This is a genomic window from Sporosarcina sp. BI001-red (assembly GCF_003384035.1).
Classification (GTDB): Bacteria; Bacillota; Bacilli; order Bacillales_A; family Planococcaceae; genus Sporosarcina.
This window is the reverse complement of sequence record NZ_QQAK01000009.1, coordinates 446,849-473,331: the sequence shown is the minus strand read 5'-3', so window position 1 is coordinate 473,331 and position 26,483 is coordinate 446,849. Positions and strand designations below refer to the sequence as shown.

Annotated in this window: 29 protein-coding genes; 8 read left to right on the top strand and 21 right to left on the bottom strand. The window is 42.1% G+C overall.

Features of this window, described 5'->3' with window-relative positions; translation table 11 throughout:
• Positions 1-5 precede the first annotated feature (5 nt).
• Positions 6-1,637 (bottom strand): Na/Pi cotransporter family protein, encoded by a 1,632-nt coding sequence (locus DVB69_RS04200; RefSeq protein ID WP_116016853.1) that lies wholly within the window; start codon positions 1,635-1,637, stop codon positions 6-8.
• Between the two features lie 197 nt (positions 1,638-1,834).
• Between DVB69_RS04200 and DVB69_RS04195 the strand changes: the two genes are divergently transcribed.
• The 4 genes from DVB69_RS04195 to DVB69_RS04180 all read left to right on the top strand — a co-directional run bounded on the left by DVB69_RS04195 (position 1,835) and on the right by DVB69_RS04180 (position 4,533).
• Positions 1,835-2,356, top strand: a complete 522-nt coding sequence (locus tag DVB69_RS04195) for a DUF1189 family protein (protein ID WP_116016851.1) — start codon at positions 1,835-1,837, stop codon at positions 2,354-2,356.
• A gap of 43 nt (positions 2,357-2,399) precedes the next feature.
• Positions 2,400-2,735: a hypothetical protein gene (locus tag DVB69_RS04190; RefSeq protein WP_116016849.1), complete on the top strand. Its 336-nt coding sequence runs from the start codon at positions 2,400-2,402 to the stop codon at positions 2,733-2,735.
• Positions 2,736-2,827: 92 nt separating this feature from the next.
• Entirely contained in the window at positions 2,828-3,952 is a 1,125-nt protein-coding gene (gene ispG / locus DVB69_RS04185; RefSeq protein ID WP_116016847.1) for a flavodoxin-dependent (E)-4-hydroxy-3-methylbut-2-enyl-diphosphate synthase, read from the top strand.
• Positions 3,949-4,533, top strand: a complete 585-nt coding sequence (locus DVB69_RS04180; RefSeq protein WP_116016845.1) for a 5' nucleotidase, NT5C type — start codon at positions 3,949-3,951, stop codon at positions 4,531-4,533. Before ispG ends, DVB69_RS04180 begins: the two co-directional genes overlap by 4 nt.
• 33 nt (positions 4,534-4,566) lie before the next feature.
• Here DVB69_RS04180 and DVB69_RS04175 read toward each other — a convergent pair whose 3' ends face one another.
• Genes DVB69_RS04175 through DVB69_RS04165 form a run of 3 tightly spaced genes read right to left on the bottom strand, consistent with a single transcriptional unit; the run spans position 4,567 to position 6,603 of the window.
• Positions 4,567-4,977: a Fur family transcriptional regulator gene (locus DVB69_RS04175; RefSeq protein ID WP_116016843.1), complete on the bottom strand. Its 411-nt coding sequence runs from the start codon at positions 4,975-4,977 to the stop codon at positions 4,567-4,569.
• A complete protein-coding gene (locus DVB69_RS04170) occupies positions 4,974-5,837 on the bottom strand; it encodes a metal ABC transporter permease (RefSeq protein WP_116016841.1) in 864 nt (287 codons plus the stop codon). The genes DVB69_RS04175 and DVB69_RS04170 overlap by 4 nt, the downstream gene beginning before the upstream one ends.
• The gene (locus DVB69_RS04165; protein WP_116016839.1) at positions 5,830-6,603 is read right to left on the bottom strand and encodes a metal ABC transporter ATP-binding protein; all 774 of its coding nucleotides are present in this window, start codon (positions 6,601-6,603) and stop codon (positions 5,830-5,832) included. Before DVB69_RS04165 ends, DVB69_RS04170 begins: the two co-directional genes overlap by 8 nt.
• A gap of 99 nt (positions 6,604-6,702) precedes the next feature.
• Between DVB69_RS04165 and DVB69_RS04160 the strand changes: the two genes are divergently transcribed.
• On the top strand, positions 6,703-6,951 hold the full coding sequence (locus DVB69_RS04160; protein WP_116016837.1) for a hypothetical protein: 249 nt from the start codon (positions 6,703-6,705) through the stop codon (positions 6,949-6,951).
• A gap of 148 nt (positions 6,952-7,099) precedes the next feature.
• Here the strand turns inward: DVB69_RS04160 and DVB69_RS04155 are convergent, their stop codons facing one another.
• Together DVB69_RS04155 and DVB69_RS04150 are read right to left on the bottom strand one after the other, a co-directional pair.
• Positions 7,100-8,017: a deoxyribonuclease IV gene (locus DVB69_RS04155; RefSeq protein WP_199562796.1), complete on the bottom strand. Its 918-nt coding sequence runs from the start codon at positions 8,015-8,017 to the stop codon at positions 7,100-7,102.
• On the bottom strand, positions 8,014-9,309 hold the full coding sequence (locus DVB69_RS04150) for a DEAD/DEAH box helicase (protein ID WP_116016835.1): 1,296 nt from the start codon (positions 9,307-9,309) through the stop codon (positions 8,014-8,016). Before DVB69_RS04150 ends, DVB69_RS04155 begins: the two co-directional genes overlap by 4 nt.
• A 110-nt stretch (positions 9,310-9,419) precedes the next feature.
• Here DVB69_RS04150 and vrrA point away from each other — a divergent pair, with 110 nt between their 5' ends.
• A complete protein-coding gene (gene vrrA / locus DVB69_RS04145) occupies positions 9,420-9,899 on the top strand; it encodes a VrrA/YqfQ family protein (RefSeq protein WP_116016833.1) in 480 nt (159 codons plus the stop codon).
• 67 nt (positions 9,900-9,966) lie between these two features.
• Complete coding sequence (locus tag DVB69_RS04140) at positions 9,967-10,938, top strand: 4-hydroxy-3-methylbut-2-enyl diphosphate reductase (protein ID WP_116016831.1); 972 nt, start codon at positions 9,967-9,969, stop codon at positions 10,936-10,938.
• A gap of 46 nt (positions 10,939-10,984) precedes the next feature.
• Here the strand turns inward: DVB69_RS04140 and DVB69_RS04135 are convergent, their stop codons facing one another.
• From DVB69_RS04135 to ccpN, 9 genes are all read right to left on the bottom strand, one after another.
• On the bottom strand, positions 10,985-11,794 hold the full coding sequence (locus DVB69_RS04135) for a Nif3-like dinuclear metal center hexameric protein (RefSeq protein ID WP_116016829.1): 810 nt from the start codon (positions 11,792-11,794) through the stop codon (positions 10,985-10,987).
• Positions 11,791-12,489, bottom strand: coding sequence for a tRNA (adenine(22)-N(1))-methyltransferase (locus DVB69_RS04130; RefSeq protein ID WP_116016827.1), 699 nt, complete (start codon positions 12,487-12,489; stop codon positions 11,791-11,793). The genes DVB69_RS04135 and DVB69_RS04130 overlap by 4 nt, the downstream gene beginning before the upstream one ends.
• 143 nt (positions 12,490-12,632) lie before the next feature.
• A complete protein-coding gene (gene cccA, locus DVB69_RS04125) occupies positions 12,633-13,004 on the bottom strand; it encodes a cytochrome c550 (RefSeq protein ID WP_116016825.1) in 372 nt (123 codons plus the stop codon).
• 145 nt (positions 13,005-13,149) lie between these two features.
• Entirely contained in the window at positions 13,150-14,292 is a 1,143-nt protein-coding gene (locus tag DVB69_RS04120; RefSeq protein ID WP_116016823.1) for an acyl-CoA dehydrogenase family protein, read from the bottom strand.
• An 84-nt stretch (positions 14,293-14,376) separates the two neighbouring features.
• Entirely contained in the window at positions 14,377-14,934 is a 558-nt protein-coding gene (locus DVB69_RS04115) for a hypothetical protein (protein WP_116016821.1), read from the bottom strand.
• Positions 14,935-14,995: 61 nt separating this feature from the next.
• Positions 14,996-16,114: an RNA polymerase sigma factor RpoD gene (gene rpoD / locus DVB69_RS04110; protein WP_025784778.1), complete on the bottom strand. Its 1,119-nt coding sequence runs from the start codon at positions 16,112-16,114 to the stop codon at positions 14,996-14,998.
• A gap of 33 nt (positions 16,115-16,147) precedes the next feature.
• Positions 16,148-17,959, bottom strand: coding sequence for a DNA primase (dnaG, locus tag DVB69_RS04105; RefSeq protein ID WP_116016819.1), 1,812 nt, complete (start codon positions 17,957-17,959; stop codon positions 16,148-16,150).
• 163 nt (positions 17,960-18,122) lie between these two features.
• Positions 18,123-18,965: a pyruvate, water dikinase regulatory protein gene (locus DVB69_RS04100; protein ID WP_116016817.1), complete on the bottom strand. Its 843-nt coding sequence runs from the start codon at positions 18,963-18,965 to the stop codon at positions 18,123-18,125.
• Positions 18,966-18,975: 10 nt separating this feature from the next.
• Positions 18,976-19,605, bottom strand: coding sequence for a transcriptional regulator CcpN (gene ccpN / locus DVB69_RS04095; RefSeq protein ID WP_116016815.1), 630 nt, complete (start codon positions 19,603-19,605; stop codon positions 18,976-18,978).
• A 325-nt stretch (positions 19,606-19,930) separates the two neighbouring features.
• Here ccpN and DVB69_RS04090 point away from each other — a divergent pair, with 325 nt between their 5' ends.
• Positions 19,931-21,310: a glycine--tRNA ligase gene (locus DVB69_RS04090; RefSeq protein WP_116016813.1), complete on the top strand. Its 1,380-nt coding sequence runs from the start codon at positions 19,931-19,933 to the stop codon at positions 21,308-21,310.
• Between the two features lie 21 nt (positions 21,311-21,331).
• On the opposite strand, the gene recO is transcribed toward DVB69_RS04090, so the two are convergent.
• The 6 genes from recO to DVB69_RS04060 are packed head-to-tail and all read right to left on the bottom strand — an operon-like array spanning position 21,332 to position 26,433.
• Positions 21,332-22,117 (bottom strand): DNA repair protein RecO, encoded by a 786-nt coding sequence (gene recO / locus DVB69_RS04085; RefSeq protein ID WP_116016811.1) that lies wholly within the window; start codon positions 22,115-22,117, stop codon positions 21,332-21,334.
• Between the two features lie 30 nt (positions 22,118-22,147).
• Positions 22,148-23,056, bottom strand: coding sequence for a GTPase Era (gene era, locus DVB69_RS04080; protein WP_116016809.1), 909 nt, complete (start codon positions 23,054-23,056; stop codon positions 22,148-22,150).
• On the bottom strand, positions 23,043-23,450 hold the full coding sequence (locus DVB69_RS04075) for a cytidine deaminase (protein WP_116016807.1): 408 nt from the start codon (positions 23,448-23,450) through the stop codon (positions 23,043-23,045). The genes era and DVB69_RS04075 overlap by 14 nt, the downstream gene beginning before the upstream one ends.
• A gap of 18 nt (positions 23,451-23,468) precedes the next feature.
• Positions 23,469-23,858, bottom strand: coding sequence for a diacylglycerol kinase family protein (locus DVB69_RS04070; protein ID WP_116016805.1), 390 nt, complete (start codon positions 23,856-23,858; stop codon positions 23,469-23,471).
• A complete protein-coding gene (gene ybeY, locus DVB69_RS04065; RefSeq protein ID WP_116016803.1) occupies positions 23,824-24,294 on the bottom strand; it encodes an rRNA maturation RNase YbeY in 471 nt (156 codons plus the stop codon). Before ybeY ends, DVB69_RS04070 begins: the two co-directional genes overlap by 35 nt.
• Positions 24,295-24,315: 21 nt before the next feature.
• Positions 24,316-26,433 carry an HD family phosphohydrolase gene (locus tag DVB69_RS04060; protein ID WP_116016801.1) on the bottom strand — a complete coding sequence of 706 codons (2,118 nt, stop codon included), beginning with the start codon at positions 26,431-26,433 and terminating at the stop codon, positions 24,316-24,318.
• Positions 26,434-26,483 lie beyond the last annotated feature (50 nt).

Sequence of the window (26,483 nt, the reverse complement as noted above, 5' to 3'; positions counted from 1 at the left end):
CTCACTTATGCTCGTTTTCCTAAAACGGCTTCCGCGATATTGACAGCATGATCTCCGATCCGCTCTAGATTAGATACGATATCGACAAATACAATACCAGCTTGTGCAGAACAGCCACCCTCATTCAGACGGATAATATGACTCTTTCTACATTTCCGTTCCATTTTGTCGATCAACTCTTCTTGTTTAGCGACAGTACGTGCAAGTTCCCAATCATTTGTATCCAGGGACTCCACCGCTTTTTGAACAGTTCCAATAGTTAATGCAAACATTTCCGCTAGTTCTTCCATCGCGTCCTCGGAAAGCTTGACCTTATTCACTTCTCTAAAGTCGATGAGCTCAATGATATTTTCAAAATGATCGCCAATTCGCTCAATGTCACGGACGGTATCCATTAACATGACGTGACGAACGGATTCGACTGTCGAAATATTAACCGCCGAAATCTCAACTAAGTAATCCGTAATTTTTCGATCCAAATTATTAATGGCGTCTTCTATTTGATACGCAGTTTCTGCATGGCTCTTCTTACTACTCTTCAAGTATTCAAATGTTTCCTCTAGCCCTTGCACTGCAAAAGAACCCATACGAATAATTTCTTCTTTTGCTTGTCCAATTGCAACTGCTGGAGATTGATGGATGAAATGTGGATCCAAGTGCTTTGGTTTATATTCAATGGTCACATCTTCACCAGGTATCAGTTTCGTTACAAAATACGCCCAAGCACCAATGAATGGAAACTGGATTGCTGTGTTCACAACGTTAAAGGAACCGTGTGCGAAGGCAATTTGCATTTTCTTTTCAATACCAAGTGTACTTGTCATCCATTCAACATAATGGGTGAATGGAATAAGAAGAACCATGAATATTGCCGCTCCCAGAATATTAAACAGGACATGGGTTGCAGCAGCACGGCGAGCAGCAACAGATGCGCCTATGGAAGCTAAAATAGCTGTTATCGTTGTTCCAATATTGTCACCGAACAAAACAGGCAATGCCGCTTTCAAATCGATGAGATTCTCTGCGTACAAACCTTGTAAAATCCCGACAGTTGCACTGGAACTCTGAACGATCAAGGTGAATACTGTCCCTGCAACCACTCCGAGCATTGGATGGTTTGACATTGACACAGTCAAATCTGAAAACGAGTCCAGTGTCCGTAAAGGTTGCATTCCCGTGCTCATCAATTCAAGGCCTAAAAACAATCCACCGAATCCGAAGATGACCTCGCCGATGTGTTTAACCGTCAACTTTTGAATGAAGAAAATCAGGAAGGCTCCAACAGCCATAATTGGCAGCGCGTATGCACCGACATCAAGGCCAATGATGAATGCAGTAACGGTTGTCCCGATATTCGCTCCCATAATGACTCCAATTGCTTGTCTAAGCTTCATGAATCCTGCACTTACGAGACCAACTGTGATCACTGTTGTGCCCGAGCTAGACTGAATGAGACAAGTCACAATAATACCGACTAGCACACCCATGAACGGGTTCGTTGTAAAACGGTCAAGAATTGATCGTAGTCTATCTCCAGCTACTTTTTGAAGACCGTCCCCCATGTATTTAATGGCGAAAAGAAAAATACCTAATCCCCCAAGAAATTGAAACGCCACTTCCTGCCAGTTAATATCCATGTAATGTGCAACCTCCAATAACGATATGTATACCCTCCTATTATTGTCGCCGGGTTCGTATATGTAAATAGACATCGGTCAATCTTTACAATCCCTTAACAATTGAAACGCCAAACTGAATGGTGGTTTGAGAATTCCTACCCAATTGTATGCTACCGATGCTAAACTAACGGTATACCAAGAAAGGAGACACCTCTTTGAAGAACTATCAATTGTTTCTTGCTTCCATTTTTGAGCCAAAAAAACTCGCAGCTTTCCGATTGCTTCCTATTGGGAAAGTATTTCAATATGTGTTTCTTTTTGTAATCCTTTCAACTTTAGTGTCATTTATACGATTCCTAACGGGCGATATTGACTTGTTTGGCGCTTCTCAGGAACTGATTGACTACGCAGCGACTGTTGGTGGATTGCTCTATCCAATGGCCTTTGTACTTCAGCTTGTCATCAGCACGTTTTATTTATTCATTCGGGTTAGTTTCTTTGGTCTTGTTGGACTTGGAATACTTAAACTTTTCAAGAGACGTGGAGAGTACAGACATATGTGGCGTACTTCAGCAATTTCAATTACTGTGCCAATTTTAGTGTCTTTAGTTCTTGATATCGTCCATGTTGTAAACTCCTTCAATTTTCCAATAACGGCTACTTTGCATACCATCTATTTGGTATTGGCCGCAAACTATTATCCGAAACAGCCACAAACAAAAGTAAAACAAGCATAATGCTCCTCCTTCATGCATATTGTGTGCGAAGGGAGGTTTTACTATGAGATTACTAGTTACCGCGCTCGCTGTATTCGCACTTATTCATATGCTGAAAAGTGATTTGATGGAAGGCACGATTCAACTTGCAGCTTTCGCTTCAGATGAACCCACTTGTCAAGACGTGGACAAGCCTGTGTCGATTGTCGTCACAACAGTTCAAGGCGATACAATCGAAACACTATTTGCACTCTATCCGGATCCTAGTATGCCTTTCATTGATCGCTTAACGGTTTTTTATGAACTAAACCCTCATTTGCAACTTCAAGACATTGTAGGTGGAGAGCAGATTGAAATTCCACTTAGTAGTGAAACCGTCACATTTTGCTCAAAACAATAGTGTGCGGAGGGCAGTTCCTTGTCTTTTTAGCACAATGATTGATAAAATGAACATTAGTAAACAGTAGTAATTCGAAGTAAGGAGAGAGATTAATGACTGAAATGATACATCGATCCAACACTCGTCCTGTTAAAGTCGGAAACCTTACAATTGGAGGAAGTAACGAATTATTCATCCAAAGTATGACGACCACTAAAACACATGACGTAGAAGCAACTGTTGCAGAGATTAAGCGTTTAGAAGATGCAGGGGTCCAGATTGTCCGTGTTGCTTGCCCAGATGAGCGCGCAGCCTATTCAATAGGCGCGATTAAAGCACAGATTAACATTCCTCTCGTTGTCGATATTCACTTTAACTATAAACTGGCACTCATTGCGATTGAACAGGGTGCTGATAAAATTCGTATAAACCCAGGTAACATCGGTAAGCAAGCAAAAGTGGAAGCTGTCGTAAATGCAGCTAAAGCAAAAGGGATTCCTATTCGAATCGGAGTAAACGCCGGATCTCTTGAGAAAAAAATTCTTGAAAAGTATGGCTATCCAACAGCTGATGGTATGGTTGAAAGTGCGTTGCACCACATTAAGATTCTAGAAGATCTCGATTTCCATGACATCATCGTGTCATTGAAAGCGTCTGATGTGAATTTGGCAATCGAAGCTTATAAGAAAGCTGCTGCTGCATTCGACTACCCTCTTCACTTGGGTATTACTGAATCCGGTACACTATTTACCGGTTCCATCAAAAGTTCTGCAGGTCTCGGAGCGTTATTATCGGCAGGTATCGGGAACACGATGCGTGTATCATTGAGTGCTGACCCTGTACAAGAAGTTAAAGTAGCGCGTGAGCTATTGAAAGTATTCGGTCTTTCATCAAATGCAGCTACTCTCATTTCATGTCCGACTTGTGGCCGTATTGAGATTGACTTGATATCAATTGCGAATGAAGTGGAAGAATATATTTCACACATTAAAGCACCACTTAAAGTGGCAGTTCTTGGCTGTGCTGTTAACGGTCCAGGAGAAGCACGAGAAGCCGATATTGGTATAGCAGGTGCCCGCGGTGAAGGTCTTCTCTTCATGCACGGAAAAACAGTCCGTAAAGTACCTGAAGAAACAATGGTTGAGGAATTGAAGATTGAAATCGATAAACTTGCGGAAGAGTACTTCGAGAAAAAGAGACAAGAAGAACTGCTGGAAGAAAGCGGAGCCTCTAAGTGAAAAATTATCGATTCGGTATCGATATTGACGGAACGGTAACGACTCCATCCTCACTACTTCCGCATATTAATAAGAAGTTCGGATGCGATCTCGTTTTAGATGACATTAAAGAGTATGATCTGACAACTGCATTTGATGTCGATCCTTTAGAGTTTTACAAGTGGTATAAAGAGGCCGAACCAGAGATTTGTCTGACATCCACTACACAAGAGCAAGCCAAACAATTTTTGACGGACTGGCAGAAACAGCAAGTAGAGTTGTTTTACATCTCTGCTCGCGGATCTGAAGTAATGGATGCCACGATGAAATGGTTCGAACGTGAGCAACTCCCCTATGACCATGTCGAGCTTATCGGCAGTCATCGCAAAATAGAAACTGCACGTAAGTTTGGTACAGACGTATTTTTCGAAGACAAACACGATAATGCTGTCGATCTACATGATGAACTCGACATTCCAGTTATCCTTTTTGACACTCCCTATAATCGAAACCCGATTCCGCAGGGTGTCATCCGGGTCAATAACTGGAACGAAGCGAACGAATGGATACAACACAACTTTTTAACAACTCCAGTGAAATAAAAAGGAAAGACTCAATTTTGAGTCTTTCCTTTTTTATTTGCATTGTGGACATTTCCCGTACACTTCAAACTTATGCCCTTGTATTTCCACTCCAGGTAAGTTAACCGCGATATGATCCATTGGACAAGATGGTATATGTTTCGTCTTTCCACATACCGTACATATAAAGTGATGGTGATGAACGCCTGGATCACAGTGAATCCGATATTGACGTTCGCCGTTCAGCTCGGTTTCTTCCAGAATATCAAGTTCCGCAAATGTGGCTAAGTTTCTGTAAATCGTATCGAAGCTAACTCCGGGATTATCTTTTTTCAGAAATTCACCAACGTCCATTGCTGCAGTATATCCATCACGCTCTGCCAGAAACTCTAAAATCGCTTCTCTGTTCTTAGTCCGTTTAAAAGAATGTTCCTTTAACGTCTCCCATGCTTTTTCTACATTCACAGTACTTCCCCCTTCCTTCTTACAGTACCCTTCCCGGTCAACCATTTACCAATTAACACGAATAACAAAATGATGATAGCCGTCACTACAATCGTACCTCCTGGCGCAATATCCAAGTGATACGCAGCAAATAGTCCTGCAATGACAGATACCTCTCCAAACAGTATCGATAGCAACATGGCAGATTTAAAACTTTTCGCTACTTGTATCGCCGCAGCCACCGGAAGCGTCATGAGTGAGGAGACCAGAAGGATCCCCACAATTCGCATGGAGGCTCCGATTACTAGTGCGGTTAGCACCATGAAAAGCATTTGAATCCAACGTCCTTTGATACCCGATGCTGTTGAATAATCAGCGTCGAATGATAGCGTGAATAATTCTTTATAAAACAAATAAATGAATACAAAAACGGCGATTGCCAGAACTGCGACAACTAACAAATCTTGTCTACTTACAGCAGATACCGAACCGAACAAATAGCCGACTAGATCCGCACCAAATCCTTTTGCAAGGGAAATGAAAATAGCACCGAATCCGATCCCTGCAGACAGAATGATCGGAATCGCAAGTTCCTCAAAATTTCGATACACCCGCCGTAATCGTTCGATCAACAATGATCCGCCTACGGCTGCCGCCATTCCTAGATAAATCGGATTAAGTCCTGCAAAAAACAACACTTGCTGACTCAAATACAGGCTCCCCGCAATCCCCGCAAGTGAAACGTGGCTCAGTGCATCTGCTATTAACGCGAGACGTCTCACAACAATGAAAAGCCCAAGCATGGGTGCAATCACCCCGATAATTAATCCTGAGAAAAAAGCATTCTGCAGGAACTCATAGGTAAATAATGCATCAATCATTGGAAGAGTCTCCTTCCTCTTGATGAATGAGACGGACAGAATGACCATACCAACGTGATAAATCCTTATCATTCAGCTTCGCAAAGTCTCTTCTTCCTCCATGGAAATGCATTGTAAGATTCAAACAAGCAACATGTGAAGCGAGATCTGTTACAAGGTCAATTTCATGTGAAACTAAAATAATAGCTATGCCATTGTCACGATTCAATTTTTCAAGCATAGAATAGAAAGAAGCAGAGTTTTGCTGATCGACACCTACAGTCGGTTCGTCCATTATGAGCAAATCCGGTTTCGCTGCGAGTGCTCGTGAAATGAAGACGCGTTGCTGTTGTCCACCAGAAAGCTCACCGATATTACGATCAGCGAATTTTTCCATACCCACCTCAAGAAGTGCATTCATAGCTGCTTCTGTATCTTCTTTTGAAAAACGCTTGAACAATCCTGTTTTTTTCGTCAATCCACTTCTCACAACTTCCAAAACAGTTGCTGGAAATCCGCTGTTGAATGAATTCGATTTTTGGGAAACGTAGCCGATGCGTTCTTTATGGCTGACAGAAGAAATCGGCTCACCAAATAGTTCAACCGATCCTGTATCCGGCTTTAACAATCCTAGAAGAATTTTGATAAGCGTCGATTTCCCAGATCCATTCGGACCAATAAGTGCCCAAAATTCCCCTGGTTGTACGGTTAAGGTGATATCTTTCAACACCGTTGAGTTGCCGTAATTGAAAGTTACATCCGTTAAGTTCACTAGACTTTCTTGCATACGATCATCCTTTAATTAATAGTAATGATTACGATTCACTCAAATGATTATAAACCAAATGGCGTGGGCTTACAAATCTAAAGAGAGCTAGGTGAAGAGTTGGATTACACACGTTTGTTGTTGGAGATGAAAAAAAGAAGCGATGAAGAGATGTTGAAAATGTCGAGGGCATATGGATTGGACTTTACCGTTGAGGAAATCAGACAATTAAGACCGTTGTTGGATGAGATTTCGATGCATTGGATTTTGACAGGGGTTCCAGAGAGTTTTATTTCAAAGGTTGAACGGGTTCTAGGTCAGAAACGTACGAATCAGTTGTTGGATGATTACTTGAATATGCGTAAGTAGGTAAAGGCTGTCGAACAGATCAGTAATCACTGATTTGCTCGACAGCCTTCTTTTTTTAGAGAGTAGCACCCTATATGTTATTGACTTCCAAGAAAAGATCGTTGTTTCTTGGTATTTATTACAACGAGAAGAAGTCTTATACAGAATATTATACGCTTGTCTCTTCGTTTAATAGTGCGTCACGATATTTGGTGGTGAATTCGCCGCTTTTCAACATCATAATTTCTTCTTTATATGGCGCGGTTTTGTTCTTCTTGTCCGTTCCAATGAATGGTGTTTCCAGTATTTTAGGAACACGTATGAATGAAGGGTGGTGGACGATATAGTGCAAGGGGTCAAAACCGATATGACCGAAGCCAATATTTTCATGACGGTCTTTCCCAGCACCACAGACGTTCTTACTGTCATTAACGTGAATGACTGAAATACGGTCTCTGCCAATGAAATGATCAAACTCTTCCAAAACACCTTCAAAATCGTTTACAATGTCATATCCTGCATCATGAACGTGACACGTGTCAAAACAAACCGAGAGGCGGTCGTTATTTTTAACGCCATCAAAAATCTTCGCTAGTTCTTCAAAGCTTCTTCCGCATTCTGTGCCTTTACCAGCCATTGTTTCTAGGGCGATCCGGACATTCGCGTCTTCAGCTAAAGCTTCATTCAAACCTTCGATAATTTTTGCAATACCCTTGTCTGCACCTTCACCTACATGCGCTCCCGGATGCAAAACAATCTGATTCGCACCAAGGGCTGCAGTCCGTCGGATCTCTTCTTGCAAGAAGTCAACGCCCAACCGGAAAGTCTCTGGCTTCACTGTATTACCGATGTTAATGATATAAGGTGCATGGACGACCATCGATGATAGACCATGCTCCTCCATATGCGCTTGTCCAGCGTCAATGTTCAACTCTTCAATTGGTTTACGTCGCGTGTTTTGGGGAGCTCCTGTATAAATCATGAACGTCGAAGCACCGAAGTCAGCAGCGTCTTTACTGGAGCCAAGCAACATGTCTTTTCCGCTCATAGAAACATGGGACCCGATTAAGATAGGTTGTTCACTCATTTTTTATTTTTCATTCTCCTTTCACGCTTTTTAAAACGATCTACTTCCGCAGCACGCTTCTTTTTATAACCAGGTTTCACCTTCATAGGTTTCCGGATTAAAGCTGTAGCCTTCTTGTCGATTTCGTCCTGTTCTTTAGGGCGATTTTTTCTAGAGTGACGGTCTTTTAGCTGCGTCCATTCTCCATTTTTAACATCTTCATGTACAAATGGGATACCCATTTTCTCGATCTTAACGATAGCATCATCTTCGGAAGGATCAAATAACGTGATTGCGACCCCTTCTAATCCAGCACGCGCTGTACGTCCAACTCGGTGAATATAGAATTCCAAGTCTTCGGGGAGCTCATAGTTAATGACGTGACTCACACCAGGGATATCTATACCACGTGCTGCTAAGTCTGTCGCTACAATGAACTGATACTCTAGGTCACGAATTTGTTTCATCATACGTGTACGTTCCCGGGCATTTAAGTCACCATGAATTTTCCCAGTTTTCACACCTTGAGTGGCAAGATAACCTGCAAGTTCATCTGCATTCTGTTTAGTATTTGTGAAAATAATCGCCAAATACGGATTGATGGCCTCGATGACGTTCAACAGTTTCTTCTTGCGATCCATTCCTCGTACTGGAACTAGCGAATAGTGCATGCCTTCTGTTAACGGCTTTTTCGTACCTAGCTGCACATGAACAGGTGAGTTCATATATTTAGCTAGGAAAGGCTTAAGTTTTTCTGGAATTGTCGCAGAGAAAACATACATTTCTAAGTCACTTGGCATTTTCCCTGCAAATTGGTCGATATCTTCAATGAATCCCATATCAAACGCTAGATCAGCTTCGTCAATAACGAGAATTCGAGCCGTGTGAATCGACAACGCACCTGTATCTGACATATCTCGGATACGTCCCGGCGTTCCAACTATTAAATGAGGGTTCGATTTCAATTTATCAGCAGAACGCTTCTTATCTGTCCCGCCAATCAATAAACTTGTGCGGACTTCTGAAGTAGCCGTCAGCTTTTTCACTTCATCAAATAACTGGAGAGCAAGCTCACGTGTAGGAGCTGTGATGACTGCCTGTAGCTCATCCTCTTCAGTATTAATGCGCTGTAAAATTGGAATTAGGAAGCTATGAGACTTCCCTGTTCCTGTATGTGCTTGTCCGATTGCGCTCTGACCTTTTAATATGAGCGGAATCATTTCCTTTTGGATGGGGGTTGGACTTGTGAAGCCCAACTGTTCTATCGCTTCGCGAAGAAACGGTTTAAATTGGTAATCAGTGTATCTAGACATGTTCGTGTCCTCCTATCATTCGTTCATTGTAGCACGAAACTGTACCGCTGGTTGGTTTTTTCGCATAGGATACATTATAGACAAAGTACTCTTTGGGAAAGGAGATCATTATGAGATATCAATCTTTTTATCCATTTGCCAACCAGCAACGGCAAGCTCCTGCTGGCCAACAGATGTTTCGTGGAAACTTTCAGCAGGCAAATCCCTTTATGCAGGGACCTGCGGCACCATTAGCACAAGGCCAAGCGAATCAGCAACCTTCCCCATTTGGAATGGATCCTGGGTTTGGTGGTCAACAGCAAGCTCAAGGTGGAGCGCCTACAGGGGCTGGTCTTTCAAAACCTGAAATGTATATGGAAACCGCCAATCGTTTTATGTCAACTGTGCAACAATATGCCCCTATGGTACAACAGTTTGCACCCATGCTTCAAAACATACCCGCCATGTGGAAATTATACAGAGGGTTTCAATCTCTTCCGGATGCAGGGATAGCAGGAGCATCTGCCGCAACTTCAGTTGCACGCGCAGCAGCACCCATAGCAACGGGTCCATTGCCATCCGTACCAAAAGTATTCCAACCGCCAATCTAAGACTTTGAACCTTTTAGCCATCTCCGCTATAATAGGGATAGATCCCTTTAGAGGAGTGAGCGAAAAAATGAAAGTATTGAAGATTTCCCCGAGAGGTTATTGCTACGGGGTCGTCGATGCAATGGTGATTGCTAGAAATGCGGCACTCGACGAATCATTGCCGAGACCGATTTATATATTGGGCATGATTGTACACAACAAGCACGTGACAGATGCCTTTGAGGAAGATGGCATCATCACATTAGAAGGTAATAATCGTCTCGAGATTCTCAACCAGGTAGAAACGGGTACTGTAATATTTACAGCACACGGGGTTTCTCCGGAAGTACGGGAGCTTGCACGAAAAAAAGGACTCGTTTCAATTGATGCTACGTGTCCTGACGTAACTGTGACTCATGACTTGATTAGCGAGAAAACCGCTGAAGGCTACGACATCATCTATATTGGCAAGGCACATCATCCGGAACCTGAAGGGGCTCTTGGAGTGGCTCCTGGAAGAGTCCATTTAGTTGAAAATGCTGAGGATATCGAAAAGTTATCCCTTCAAAACGACAAATTACTTGTCACAAATCAGACAACTATGAGTCAGTGGGACGTCGTTCACCTCATGGAAGACTTAAAAAAGAAATATCCTCATATTGAAGTCCATAAAGAAATTTGTATGGCGACACAAGTTAGACAAGAAGCAGTTGCCGAGCAAGCGGGCGAAGCAGAGTTGCTAATTGTGGTCGGTGATCCGAAGAGTAATAACTCCAACCGCTTGACACAAGTTTCAGTGGAAATCGCCAATACCCCATCTTACAGAATTTCAGACGTCTCTGAAATCGAGTTAAGTTGGTTAGAAGGGGTAGACCGAGTGGCAGTTACAGCAGGTGCTTCTACTCCTACTTTAATTGTTCGTGAAGTAATTGAATACTTGACCAAGTTTGATCCTGAAGACCCATCAACACATATTGCTGAGCGTAAGTTTGACTTGAATCGACTATTACCAAAGATTAAAAACCCAGCACCCGTTACACGAATTGAACCTTATGTTTAAATACGTAAATCCCCCACTTCTTTTCTTGAGAAGATGGGGGATTTTTTCAAACGAATGTAAATGGCTCTGTATTTATTTGGGATTGTAAAAAAGTAACGTTGTATTGACGATTTTCACATTGTGCAGTCATTTTTTCTGCAACGCCTCGAATCATCACTTTTTCAACATTATGACCAGGATCCACAACACATAAATCAACTGCTTCAGCATCTTGAGCGACATGGTAATACAAATCTCCTGTAACTAACACATCAGCTCCAGCACGTTTAGCGGCATAGATGTATTTGTTCCCATCTCCCCCTAAAACACCCACTTTTTGAATCAAACGATCTTTATCCCCTACCATTCTGACTGCAGGCACTTCTAGCTTCTCTTTCACATAGCAGGCAAACTGATCTAGTGTCATCTTAGAAGATAAGATGCCGACTCGTCCTAACCCAAATTCCTCACCAGACTCGACAGAAGTTCGTTCAATTATTTTCAATTGTGTGAGTCCTAGTTTTTCCGCAAGTAGATCATTTACCCCGCCATTTGCGATATCCAGGTTTGTGTGCGCAGCATAAACGGACAAATCGTGTTTAATGCATTTCTCAATCATTCGTCCCTGGGGGGTATCTGTCCAAATGTGTTTAGCAGGTCTAAATAAGGGAGGGTGGTGTGCAATGATTAAAGTTGCCCCCCGCTCAATTGCTTCGTCAACTACCGTTTCATTCACATCCAATGTAACTAAGACGGTGTCAACCGGACGATTCAATTGACCAATATGTAAGCCGATCGGATCGCCTTCCATTGCTAGTTTTTTCGGTGCCCACTCTTCAAATACTTGAATGATTTCATATCCATTCACGTTTTTCATGACTTCAACACCCTTTCTATCAAGTCCTTGGTATCACTCAGTTGCTTGCGTTTCACCTTAGCCTCTTCAGATTGTGCAGACTGTGTGAGCACATTGATGACACGTGATATCTCATTTAGCTCACCTATCCATTTCTCCTGGAAAACGTCAGAACGTTCTTGTAAAAGAATCGGCCCCATTAGTAACTGTTCCGATTTATAAGACTGTTCCCCTCGCTCGAGTACAAGAATTTCATAGATTTTATGATCTTCTTTAAGGATGGCTTCATTAACGATTCCCCATGAATGTCTGACTGCCCATTCACGGATTGCCATAGCATGTATATTCGGCTGTACAATAATCCTCTTGACTCCTGTTAACCTCTCTGGGTCATTTTCTAATATCGAGGCTATTAATGATCCACCCATCCCCGCGATGGTCACGGTTTCAACTCCATCTTCAGGCAAAATAGCTTGTAGGCCATTTGCGAGGCGTACAACAATATTATCTGTTAAGCCTTCCTTCGCAACATTTCGCTTGGCAGATTCAAATGGCCCTTTTACAACTTCTCCTGCAATAGCTCGAGATATTTGCCCTTCTTGAATTAACCAGCATGGTAAATAAGCGTGGTCACTCCCGATATCTGCAAGGACAGTTCCTTGTTTTGCAAATGATGCGACCAACCGCAATCGCTCTGATAAATTTTTCGCGTTCACACTTTGTTCCACCTTTCAGTAGACGTAAAATTCGACGTCGACTTCTCCTAGTTATCTTATCGAAAATAATACGCTTTTGCACGTATCAAACAAAAGAGCAACCAGGCAGCGAAGTTCCGCTACACTGATTGCTCTTTAGATGTTCATTTTAGTGTTAGAATGTAATCGACCATATCATCGATGTTCTCATCAGGGATGAGTCCAGCAGGCATACCGCCTTTACCATTCTTAATGATCTCGTGAAGTTCTTTAGCATCTTTGTCTTCACCATGAAGGTTTGGACCAACAGATCCTTTTAGGTCTCCACCGTGACATCCGATACATTTTTGCTGAGCAACAGCTTCAGCATCGAATTCAGAGGATGCGCCTTCTTCTTTCGTACCTTCTTCAGTTGCTTCACCATCGCCATCGGCAATTTCTTTCTTCTGATCAATACCATAAAGGGACATGAAGAAAATGAGTCCAATTCCTAGTGCGAAAATCAAAATATAAGGAATAACAGGATTTTTACTCAACGAATTTAACCTCCTTCACCAGAAACTATTCTGTAGTATATAGTGCACAACTCTTATTGTACTGTATTTCGAATAAAATCGAAAGACATATCAATGGACTTTTCTCTTTTGTGACAATTTGGACATACTTTGTGAACTTTTTTTGTCAACATCCGATTTGTCGGGCAATTACCATATGTTGAACTTCCGAAGTTCCTTCCCCAATTTCCAATAACTTCGCATCGCGCATATATCTCTCTACTTCGTATTCCCTCATATAACCGTAACCACCGTGAATTTGAATGGCTTCGTCTGCAACTTCCATTGCAATTTCTGAGGCATACAACTTACACATCGCTGCTTCTTTTGTAAACGGCTTTCCTTCGTCTTTCAACCAAGCTGCTTTATAGACCATATTTCTTGCAAGCTCAATTTTCAAAGCCATATCCGCCAGTTTAAATTGTGTTACCTGGAACTCAGATAACGACTTTCCAAACTGTTTCCGCTCTTTTGCATACTTCATTGCACGATCGTAGGCTGCTTGAGCAATACCAACTGCCATCGCTGCAATTCCAATTCGTCCACCATCTAATGTTACTAAAAATTGACGGAATCCGTTCCCTTTTTTACCGAGTAGATTCTCTTCAGGTACTTGTACATTCTCCATCACGAGTTCTGTTGTATTGGAAGCATGCAGCCCCATCTTTTCATAGTTATCAATCACTTTGAATCCTTCTGCATCTGTAGGAACAATTATAGCGCTAATTTCTTTTCCACCTTTTTCAGTCTGTCCCGTTATGGCAGTCAACGCAAGATTTTTAGCATAACTGGCATTGGTGATATATACTTTTGAACCATTGATGGTATACTCTCCATCTTCAAGTTTAGCTGTTGTTTGAGTGCCACCTGCGTCTGATCCAGCATTTGGTTCGGTCAATCCGAACGCACCAAATGAAGTTCCTTCACATATAGGACGCAAGTACTTTTGTTTTTGTTCTTCTGTCCCAAATAAGCTAAGAGGCGCTCCTCCAAGAGAAATGTGTGCTGAATATGTAATTCCGGTAGACGCACAAGCACGACTCAATTCTTCTGTCACGATTGCAAAACTGATTGTGTCCGCCCCAGCTCCCCCATACTCTTCTGAAAACGGAAGTCCCATCATCCCCATTTCAGAAAGCTGTTTAAAAATTTCTACAGGAAACTCATTTGTGCGATCCCGTTCGATTGCCCCAGGTGCGACAACTTCGTTTGCAAACTCCCGAATTGTACGCTGTATCATTTGCTGTTCTGATGATAAATTGAAATCCATTATGACATCCCCTTTTTTGTGAACGCTTACAAATTTCATTATACAGAATTAGCCGATAGTTTAACAGAAAAAAAGAATTCTTGCTCAATAGGAAATGAGCAAGAATCCGATAATCATGAGTAAGCCAGCAGCACCTGAAATCGTAAAATACAATAATTTGAGTAAACGTCCTGAAAAAAGCCACAAAATGCTATTCAACATAAGTATGCCTAATAACAACATTGTCTCTCCTTCAAAGAAAGCAAACCATACTTTAAGTGATATACCGAGCAACATAAATGCGGCAATAATATATGTAAAGGGAATAAGAGCAGAACGAAATGGTTTACTCATCATTAACCTTATTAGTAAACCAAGAACAAAAATGGAGGAGACCGTAATCATAATTATAGGATAATTACCAACTGTAAACATCAAAGCGCAAAGACCTGTTGCTAAGATTACCAACAAAATCATTTTCTTCGTAACCGAAGACCGCTCCTTTTCCAGAATTGCTTTTTCAACCTTTACGTCTGTTGCTGATTGTTCATCCCCTTGAGTATATAATGTTATTAAAAAATCACAATAATGCTCTGGTAATAGACGATTCTTTTTCCAATAATGTATTTCTGACATAATGATTCGTTTACGCTGTGCATTCATAAACGTTCTCTCCTTCTACTGAAAAAAGACACCGGCAAGGAATTTGCCCGGTGCCAATTTCTCATTCTAAAAAGTCTTTCAGACGCTTACTACGAGAAGGATGTCGTAATTTACGAAGCGCCTTCGCCTCGATTTGACGGATACGCTCACGAGTTACTCCGAATACCTTTCCAACTTCTTCTAAGGTTCTAGTGCGACCGTCATCCAATCCGAAACGCAAACGAAGGACATTCTCTTCGCGGTCTGTCAGTGTATCCAACACATCTTCAAGTTGCTCTTTTAACAATTCGTAGGCCGCATGGTCAGAAGGAGACTGCGCTTCCGAATCTTCTATGAAATCTCCTAAATGCGAATCGTCCTCTTCACCAATCGGCGTTTCAAGTGAAACCGGCTCTTGTGCAATTTTAAGGATTTCACGAACTTTTTCAGGAGTCAGCTCCATCTCTTCACCGATTTCCTCAGGTGAAGGTTCTCTACCTAGGTCCTGTAACAACTGCCGCTGGACACGAATAAGTTTATTAATTGTCTCTACCATATGAACCGGGATACGTATTGTTCTCGCTTGGTCGGCGATTGCACGAGTAATTGCCTGACGAATCCACCAAGTTGCATACGTACTGAACTTGAACCCTTTAGTATGGTCAAATTTTTCAACGGCTTTAATAAGACCCATGTTTCCTTCTTGGATCAAATCCAAGAACAGCATGCCTCTTCCAACATAACGTTTTGCAATACTTACAACGAGACGTAAGTTAGCTTCAGCCAAGCGTTTTTTAGCTTCTTCTTCTCCAGCAATAATACGTTTAGCAAGAGCTACTTCTTCCTTACCGGTAAGCAGGTCAACTCGGCCTATTTCTTTTAAGTACATGCGGACAGGGTCATTAATTTTCACACCCGGTGGGACGCTTAGGTCATTCAAATCGAATCGTTCTTCATCTGCAGCAGGTTTTCCCGGCGCTTCCTCAGAACTTTCCTCTTTGCCTTCCATCTCAATACCAGCTGCCTCGATTTGATCCAGGAACTCTTCAAACTGGTCGGGCTCCATTTCAAAAGTAGCCAATTTTTCAGTGACTTCTTCTATTGTCAACTCGCCACTCTTTTTACCGGTTTCCAGCAAAGCAGCTTTGACTTCTTCCAACGTTGTCTCTGTTTCTCCAGTTAGTTCCTCTTTTTTAGCCATAATAACCTGTTCCTCCTTAGTACGCCGGTCGGCTTACATTGCCGATAATGATTTCCGGAGCTGTATGATCTCTCTCGCTAGCTGAAGTGCTGCGGGTAGATCGTTCATTTTTTCTGCGTCTTTTGATTCATGCATTTTTTGTGTAATAAGCTGTTGAATTCGATGTTTCTTTAAATGCGTTACACAATCTTCCACTTCTTTATCCGCATGTTCGGGATCCCGCTCCATGACAGCAGCTTCCAATACAATTCTTCGCAAACCGCGATCTTCAATCGTTTCTGCAAATCGATGAAAATCAGGAGCACCATATTGCTCATAGAATCCTGCCAAACGGATATATATTGTGGCATAGTCCTCATGAACAAACAGGTCTTCGTGGTGGTTCTGAATCGTGTCAAATAAGGAACCATCATTCAACAAGTGACTTAGAAGCAAACGCTCAGCACGTCCTGTTGCGGAGATGTTTTGCTTCTTTTGTTGGATAATCGGTATCACTGGCTCTGTAAAGCTGTCAGTTTGTGTTTTCCTAACTGCTTTTCCTGTAGCTTTTGCATACTGTTGTTCAAGTGCATCAACAGATACATTTGTATCCATCGATAGCTGTCTTAGCATCATGTCTTTTTCGACAGGTGTTAAAACCCCAGCAAGCTCTTCCATCACTTCATGAATATATTGCAATACGTCATTTTCATGTGACAGGTTTTTTGATCTTTTTGCATATAACATTATGAAAGACATAAACGAATGTGGGCGGTCTAAGATCTTTTCCCGAAATGCATCAATACCATTTTCAGAAATGTAATCATCAGGGTCCATTTTATTCGGAAGCGTTGCAATTTTTAGGGAAAACCCTTTTTGCATAACAAGCTCCGCAAAACGTTTTGATGCTTCCCAACCAGCGTTATCTCCATCACAACAAATAATAAGGTCGTTGGTAATGCGCTTTAACTTGATCAATTGTGTATCTGATAACGCCGTCCCCATGACTGCTACAGTATTTTCAACACCATTACGGTCCGCAGACAGCGTATCCATAAATCCTTCGAATACTATTACATTACCCTTTTTTCGAGCATTAAGACGTGCGCGGTGAAAATTGTACAGCACTCGACCTTTTTCGAATATCGGGGTTTCTGGACTATTAAGATACTTTGCTTCTTTTTCCGACTTCTCAAGCACTCTCCCAGAGAACCCGACTATTGTACCATGATCGTCATAAAGGGGAAACATAATCCTTCCACGGAACCGATCAAAAAAACCAGTTCCGCTATCACGTTGGATGACAAGTCCCGCTTGTTCCATCTCGTTCATATCGAAACCTTGACGCTGTAAAAGGGAAGATAACGCTTCCCAGTCATCAAGAGCCCACCCTATACTATACTTTTCGATGTTTTCCCTTGTAAATCCTCTTTGTTCAAGATACTGATATGCTTTTTCACCTTCCACAGTATTTAAAAGAAGGTGGTTATAGAAGTTTGCCGCGAATTCATGGGCTTCATACATCTGTTTATGAGCTACATCTTTTTCTGACCGATTTCCCATCTCAACTGATGCATCAATCGGAATATTAAGCCGCTCAGCAAGATGAACAACGGCCTCTGTAAATGGACGGTTATCGACATCCATAACAAAAGTGATTGCATTCCCACTAGCTCCACAGCCAAAACAGTGAAAGAGCTGTTTTTCTTCAGAAACCGAAAAAGAAGGCGTACTTTCTCCATGGAACGGACATAGGCCGAACCAGTTCTTCCCTCTCTTCGTAAGCCGGACATGTTCACCGATTAGATCCACTATATCCGTCTTTGTACGAATCTCTTCTATCGTCTGTTCAGGAATTTTTGACACACTATCACCATCTTCACTGTCTATAGATTCGATGTATACTTTAAAAATCCTTCTTATTCGACAAATTTTTTATTTTTCTTCGAAACTGCTATTTTACAGGAAACGGTCCAGGAATACTAGTATAGTCGCTAAATGAGATCTTGAACGAAAAAAGAGGGACCGCCTAACGATGGAGGTCCTTCCGAATTTTCTCGAACTTTCTGCTATTCATATTCGATATTATCATATTTGCAGTTTCTTCAACTGCTCGGTTTGAGACGTCAATCACCGTACAACCAATTTTATTGACTACCTTGTTAAAATGATCGAGTTCTTGCTCGATTCGGTCGACTTTTGCATAACTGGCATCATCTTTCAGTCCTAAAGCAATCAGACGCTCTTTTCGAATCGAATTCAAAATTTCAGGAGAGATGACCAACCCGAAACATTTACTAGGATCGAGTTCATAGAGCTCTGCAGGTGGTTCAACTTCTGGAACGAGAGGGACATTCGCGACTTTAAAGCGCTGGTGGGCCAAGTACTGAGAAAGTGGAGTTTTGGATGTTCTTGAAATCCCCACAAGCACAATATCAGCATTTAATACACCGCGCGGGTCACGTCCATCATCATATTTAACGGCAAATTCAATCGCTTCAATCTTTCGGAAGTAGTCCTCATCCAATTGTCGGACTAGCCCTGGTTCTTCAGTAGGCTTCTCATCAAGCACTTGTCCAATTGACTGCATGATAGGCCCCAAGAGGTCGATACAATGAACGTCACGTTTTCCACAACACGTTATTAGCGCGTCCCTCATATCGCTACGAACAAGTGTATACACAATAACTGCGCGTTGTTGTTCCGCTAGCCATGCGATTTCCTCAAGCTGACTTTTTTCTTCGATATGGGAAAATCGTTTCATAGAAACTGTATCTAAGTCTTGACGAAATTGACTTGCCGCTGCTTTTGCAACTAGTTCAGCGGTTTCGCCGATAGAATCTGAAACAATAAAAAACTTGAGTTTTTTCATAGGACCCACCTCATAGCTCATGATCTTGTGCCAGCGTTAAAAATGCTGCAGTAATATTTGTTTTTGTGATTCTACCAACCACTTCTAACCCTTCCCGCTCTGTTCCAATAACAGGTAATGAATCAATTTGCTTGTCGATCATTTTACGAGCAGCAGATAAAAGTGTGTCTTTTTTATGACAGTAGATAATATTCGGCATTCGGGTCATAATGACATGCACAGGTATCTTTTCAAGTTCTGTATTTCCAATGCTTGTCCTCAACAAATCTTTTCGGGACAGGACTCCTGTTAAACACGCCTTATCGTCTACCACAAACAAGGTACCAACGTCCTGTAAAAACATCTGGCATATAGCATCATAAACCGAACTATGTTCAGTTACAACAGCAGGAGTGGATTGAAAGTCGCCCACTTGCATACCGATCATTTCATCTCCCACAGAGTGCACTTGCTTTTTGCCTGAGTAGAAATAGCCGACACGAGGACGAGCATCCAAGTAGCCTGCCATCGTCAAGATGGCGAGATCCGGTCGTATGGTAGCTCTAGTTAAATTTAACCGTTCGGCAATATGTTCTCCTGTGATCGGTCCATCCGCCTTGACGATCTCGACAATCTCCGTCTGGCGCTTATTGAGTTCCATCTATGTCACCGTCCTCAGCGTTCAAATAAACATATCTGTCTACAGTATATAACAAATTAAGTTCTATTGCGAAGAATCGTGAACCGTGCTAAACTGAACTTAACATTTGAATAGGCAAAGAAAGGTCAATAAGTACTGTCAACCAAAGCGATCGGGGATAGTGAAAGCCCGTACTTGACATGAAAAGGCAACCTGGAGCCATTGTTAGTTTAAAGAGGGCTGTTCGTTTTTGTGCAGTCAATTGAGGTGGAACCGCGGGGCATTACGCACCCGTCCTCGGACATATGTCCGAGGATGGGTGCTTATTTTAATTGGAGGGATTAATATGTATACAATGGAACAAATTGTGAACGTTTCTAAACAGCGGGGATTTGTATTCCCTGGATCCGAAATTTATGGAGGGCTTGCAAACACATGGGATTACGGTCCACTTGGAATTGAGCTCAAAAACAATATTAAACGAGCGTGGTGGAAAAAATTCGTTCAAGAATCTCCGCATAACGTTGGACTAGATGCTGCAATCTTGATGAACCCGAAAGTCTGGGAAGCTTCTGGTCATATCGGGAACTTTAATGATCCGATGATTGACTGTAAAAAGTGTAAAACGCGTCATCGCGCTGACAAACTAATCGAAGATGCACTCGAAGCGAAAGGCATGGAAATTGTCGTTGACGGAATGCCATTTGAGAAGATGAAAGACTTGATCATGGAACATAATATCGTCTGTCCTTCATGTGGCGCATTGGACTATACGGATATCCGTCAGTTCAACTTGATGTTCAAAACGACTCAAGGGGTTACCGATTCTTCCGCAAACGAAATCTTCTTACGTCCTGAAACAGCTCAAGGTATTTTTGTGAACTTTAAAAATGTTCAACGCTCAATGCGTAAAAAACTCCCCTTCGGAATCGCTCAAATCGGTAAAAGTTTCCGTAACGAGATTACTCCGGGTAATTTCACATTCCGCACGCGTGAATTCGAACAAATGGAACTCGAATTCTTCTGTAAACCAGGCGAGGATGAAGAGTGGTATGCTTTCTGGCGCGATGCTTCTAAGAACTGGTTACTCGACCTCGGACTTACTGAAGAGAATATGCGTCTTCGTGAACATAATGAGGACGAACTCTCCCACTACTCAAAAGGAACAGTCGATATCGAGTTCAAATTCCCGTTCGGTTGGGGAGAACTATGGGGAATCGCTAACCGCACAGATTTTGACTTGAACCGTCACATGGAGCATTCCAATGAAGACTTCCATTACCAAGACCCAATTACAAATGAAAAATTTGTCCCATATTGTATCGAACCATCGGTCGGTGCGGATCGAGTCACTCTTGCATTCCTATGCGACGCTTTCGATGAAGAAGAGCTGGAAGGCGATGACAAACGTACAGTTATGCGTTTCCATCCCGCATTAGCACCTGTTAAAGCTGCTGTGTTGCCGTTATCCAAGAAACTCGCTGAAGGTGCAGGAGAAGTGTATGCAGAGCTTTGCAAGCACTTCCCTGTACAGTACGACGACTCACAGTCCATTGGTAAACGTTACCGTCGACAAGATGAGATTGGAACTCCATTCTGCATTACGTACGATTTCGATTCTGAAGAAGATCGTCAAGTAACTGTACGCCACCGTGATTCAATGGAGCAAGTTCGCTTGCCGATTGAAGAGTTAAAAGCTTATATCGAAGAACGTATCGCATTTTAACAAAAAACCGGCAGAATCAGATTATTCATCTGACTCTACCGGTTTTTCTTTGGGTGGCAATAGACTTGGTGTCCGATCAAGCTGATCAAGAAAAGACCGTGATTTCAATCGCAGTCCTACTTGTTCATCATAAATTTGACGAACCAATTTTTTCATGAATTGCTTAGTCGGTTTTTTCAACGTAAGGGAACCTACTTGCGTGATCGGTACCGTTGCAAATGTACGAATAAGCTTCAGTTGAGCAGGGGTTATTCTTACGATATATGGATCGGTATGGAAGCAACGATGACATAAAAATCCGATTTCCTGAAATGAAAATGCAAATTCCCCTTCAACTGAACCACAAGACGCACACTGATGCAACACAGGGTGAATTCCAGCTACCGGAAGCATCTTCCACTCCACAAACAACGCAATGGCTTCAGGATCATATCCCTCATTAATCGCGTGCAATGCTTCGTATAAAAGGTTAAAAACGCCTGATGATCGCTCACCATCTTCCGTAAGTCTATCTACCAACTCCACGATATAACTCGCATAGGAAGTGGCTTCCAAATCTTCACGAATGTGCCGCATGGAATCGATGGGTTCCCCTTGTTCGAGAGAACCCATCCCCTTTCCTGTTCGCATTAAAAAAGAACCATAGACGAAAATCTGAGTAATCGAAGACAACCGACTAGCTGGTTTTTTTGCCCCCCGAGCCATCGCGGTCATCTTCCCTGCTTCCTTCGTTAAAAGCGTTACAATCTTGTTTGTCTCACCGTAAGGCATTGTACGCAGTACAATCCCTTCCCATTTGTTCATCATGACGTTCGCCTCCACTACTGTGCGGGACGATCAATACTCGTCGTCGCGGAAGCCGAATTCTTTCAGCTGTCCAGGTTTGTTTCGCCAATCCTTTTGAACTTTCACCCATAGTTCAAGGAATACTTTTGTGCCTAGTAACATTTCAATATCTCGTCGAGCTTTTGTACCGATTTGCTTCAACAAGGCACCTTGTTTACCAATGACAATTCCTTTTTGGGAATCACGATCAACGATAATTGTCGCCATTACATTGACAATGTTCTTATCTTCATCTCGCGCTATTTTCTCAATGACTACCGCGATAGAATGAGGAACTTCCTCCCGTGTCAGATGTAGAACTTTCTCGCGAATTAATTCAGAGATAATGAAACGTTCCGGATGATCCGTAACTTGGTCATCTGGATAATATTTCGGTCCTTCAGGAAGATATTTGTTAAGTGTCTCCATCAGACGCTCCACATTGTTTCCGTTTAAAGCGGATAATGGGACGATTTCAGCAAAGTCATACTCGTCCACATAGGATGTAATGATTCTGAGCAAATCATCCGGATGAACCAAATCGATTTTATTGATAACTAAAAAAACTGGTGTGCTTGAGCCTTTTAGCATTTCAATAACAAAGCGATCTCCAGGACCAATCTTCTCGTTCGCATTGACCATAAACATAATAACGTCTACTTCTTTTAGTGTATTCCTTGCAGATTTCACCATGAAATCACCCAGCTTATGCTTCGGCTTATGGATTCCAGGTGTATCGATGAATACAATTTGAGAAGAATCTCCTGTAACGACTCCTTGAACTTTGTTACGCGTTGTTTGTGGCTTGTCGCTCATGATGGCGATTTTTTGACCAACTACTCGATTCAAGAATGTAGACTTACCTACGTTAGGTCTTCCTATAATTGAGACGAATCCTGATTTAAATTTACTTGGTGCCATATTCGAGGTCCTCCTTACGAAACGCACCAGGTATCAGTTCTCCAACCGTCGTTTCCGTAACATCACCTTTAAGATTCGTTAAGTAGACTGGCATGTCCACCGAGCAAAACTCAGAAATGACTTGTCGGCATGCGCCACATGGTGAAATCGGTCCTTCTGTATCCCCTGTCACAGCAAGCGCTGTGAAAGAGCGGTTTCCATCTGAAATCGCTTTAAAGAACGCTGTGCGCTCTGCACAATTCGCCATGCTATACGCTGAGTTTTCTATGTTACATCCTTCAAATACTGTCCCCTCTTCTGTCAGTAAAGCAGCCCCAACAGGAAACTTGGAATAGGGTACATATGCATTTTGCATCGCATGCTTTGCATGCTCCATTAGTTGTTGTTTGTCCAAAAATTTCACTCCATTCGTTTACATCAGCCATTTAGGTAAAAAGATGAGCACACCAATTATCGCACTGGCGATAGAAAAAACAAGCACAGCCCCGGCTGAGAGGTCTTTTGCTTGTTTTGCTAAAGGATGTCTTTCCTGCGTAACTAAGTCTACCACACGCTCAACTGCAGCATTCATTAATTCTAATGCAATCATCAATGCAATAACAGTGGTAATGATTATCCATTCAAGTTTACTTAACCCTGTCCACCAGCCTGCAACTACTACGACAATTGCCGCAAATAGATGAAACTTCACGTTCCGTTCCTGAGTTGCTCCGTGGACAATGCCCATCCAAGCGTAGGTAAATGCTTTAAAAAATTTTTTCACCGTATTATCTCTTGAGTCCGAACGACTGTAAAATTTCATCTTGTCGCCCGAACATTTTCTTTTCATCGTTTTCCGTCATGTGATCATATCCGAGCAAGTGCAAAAAGCCATGCAATGCCAAGAATCCAAGCTCCCGTTCCACACTATGTCCGTATTCTTCAGCTTGGCGTTGAGCTGTTTCTACGGAAATGAGCAAATCTCCCAAATGGCGGGGCATATCGTCTGCTCCGATGATAACTCCCTCTCCTTCACCCTCTTCTTCCAATGCAAACGAGATGACATCAGTCGACTGATTTTTACCTCGGTAATCCCGGTTGACCTGTTGTATCGCATCGTCATCTAAAAAAGTTACAGAGAGCTCCGTCCCATCTTCAAGTCCTTCTGCTTCAGCAGCAAAGGTTAGAAGTTTTTGAATGAGCTGTTCGGCAGCTTTTCCATCCCCTTTTATTTCATCTATGAAATCGATCTCCAACATATTCTCCCTCCTCTGTTTTTCTTATTTCGGATATTCGATCCTGCTATGAAAAATACCGTTTAACGTCTCACAGATCACTTGTTCTACAATACGTATTTCTTTCATGGACAACTCACATTCATCGAATTGACCATCATTTAGTTTATCTTTCACAATCGATTTTACCAGACCTGATATTTTTTCAGGTGTTGGTTCCTTCATGGAGCGAACCGCCGCTTCACAGCTATCTGCGATCGAAATGACAGCAATCTCTTTTGTTTGCGGTTTAGGACCGAAGTATCTGAAGTCATCCTCCACCACGTCATCATCTTGTTCTTTCGCTTTAAAATAAAAGAACTTCAAGAAACTAGTTCCATGATGTTGACGTGCGATATCTATAATTTGCTGGGGCATTTTCTTTGCAGCCAGTAGGTCTGCACCGTCTGCTGCATGCGCAATAATAATATCTCGACTTTCTTTAGGTGTTAGCTGGTCATGCGGGTTCACACCATGCTGGTTTTCGATAAAGTACAAAGGTCTTACAGTTTTTCCGATGTCATGATAATAACTGCCAACTCTAGCCAGTAGTCCATTCGCTCCAATCGCTTCACACGCGGCATCTGCTAAATTGGCAACCATCACACTGTGATGATACGTTCCAGGTGTTTCTGTTAACACCTTTTTCAATAGCGGATGGTTGGGATTAGACAACTCGACTAAGCGCATATCCGAGACGATTCCAAATATCGATTCAAAGAACGGTAACAAGCCAATCGTGAGTGCTGCAGATATAATGGCTGAGCTAATAGCGGCTATCGCATAGAAAAGTATTTCCGAAAGCGTATACGTAGATTGCGTCATTAGTAGATAAAACGCAACGTACAACAAGTTTGCACCGGCCACCGCCAAGCTTGTTCTCATAATCGTGAGACGTCTTCCACTTCCACCAAGGGCAAGGAGCGCCGTTACACCGCTTAATAGGAAATACAATACCACTTCCATTTGCATGATCGACGTAACGCCTTCTTGTAGGATAAGGCCACTTGTAGCAGCAATCATGACAACTGAGAGAATGGCCAAGCGTTCATTCGTAAGGATTTTCACGAGCAAAGGTGCTAATGCTGCAGGAAAAAGAAAAGAAACTTGGACATCGAACTCTTTTTCCAACACACCTGTAAACTTCATCATTACAATAACTAAAAAGAAAATCGTATAAAAGATGAGGAGTGATTTCTTCAAGACCTGTTTATCTTCTTTTCTTGACATGAAATAAATATAGACAAGACCTGACAAAAGAACAATTAAACAAATTAGTGCAAGTATCGGTTTAGTAGACGTTTGATTTGTTAGCAATCCCGTTACTTCCAGCTGTCGGTAAATTTCCTTATCAATCACTTGGCCATCCCGAACGATTACTTGCCCTTGTAGTATTCTAGTAGGCTCAATGCTATCTCTAGATTGTTTCAAACGTTGCTCTGTTAACTCTTTGTTTATAGTTTCTGTAGGAACAATTAATGGTCTGACGAGCTGAATCATCGTTTGAACTTGTCCATCAGGAATCTTTGAAGAAGTTCTAAGTTCTCGTTCCGCATCATATTGAGCAACCGCTACATCTTTTGCTTTGATCGGTTTCGATAACTCGGCTGCCACGATTTTAGTCAGCTCAGAGCGCATCTCTAATAACACAGTTTCATTTTCAGTGAGTAGTCCCGTTAAAACAGTTTCACTTAAATAAAAGTCTGGTTCAGTCTCTTTTAATTCCTTTAACTTTTTATTCATTTCACGAATTGCCGCTTTCAGCGAGGTTGCTGAAATTGTATCATCTTCACTCAATGTACTTTTTTTGACTTCAAGAATATAGTCGAACAGCGAGGTTGCGATTGACTGTCGATTGGTAGAAATCTCTTCATTGAACTGATAGACAGGTGGTTGTTCTTCTGCCACACGGTCACGCTCTTCTTCAGTTTTCACAGTATCCTCTACCGTCTTTAAGGAACGGATTGTACTTGGAGAAATTTGGAAGGGTGTTAACTCATATGTCTCTTGCTTCACATCATCATAAATGCAGAAAAATAGGAGGACTGCAGATAATCCAATAACCAACCAGACAGTTAGATGTAATTTTAAGGACTTGAACAGTTGGATCAACGGCTTTAGCATCCCTTGAATCCCCTTTCAGTCTGAAATACAAAAAGTATGTAAGGAGCAGT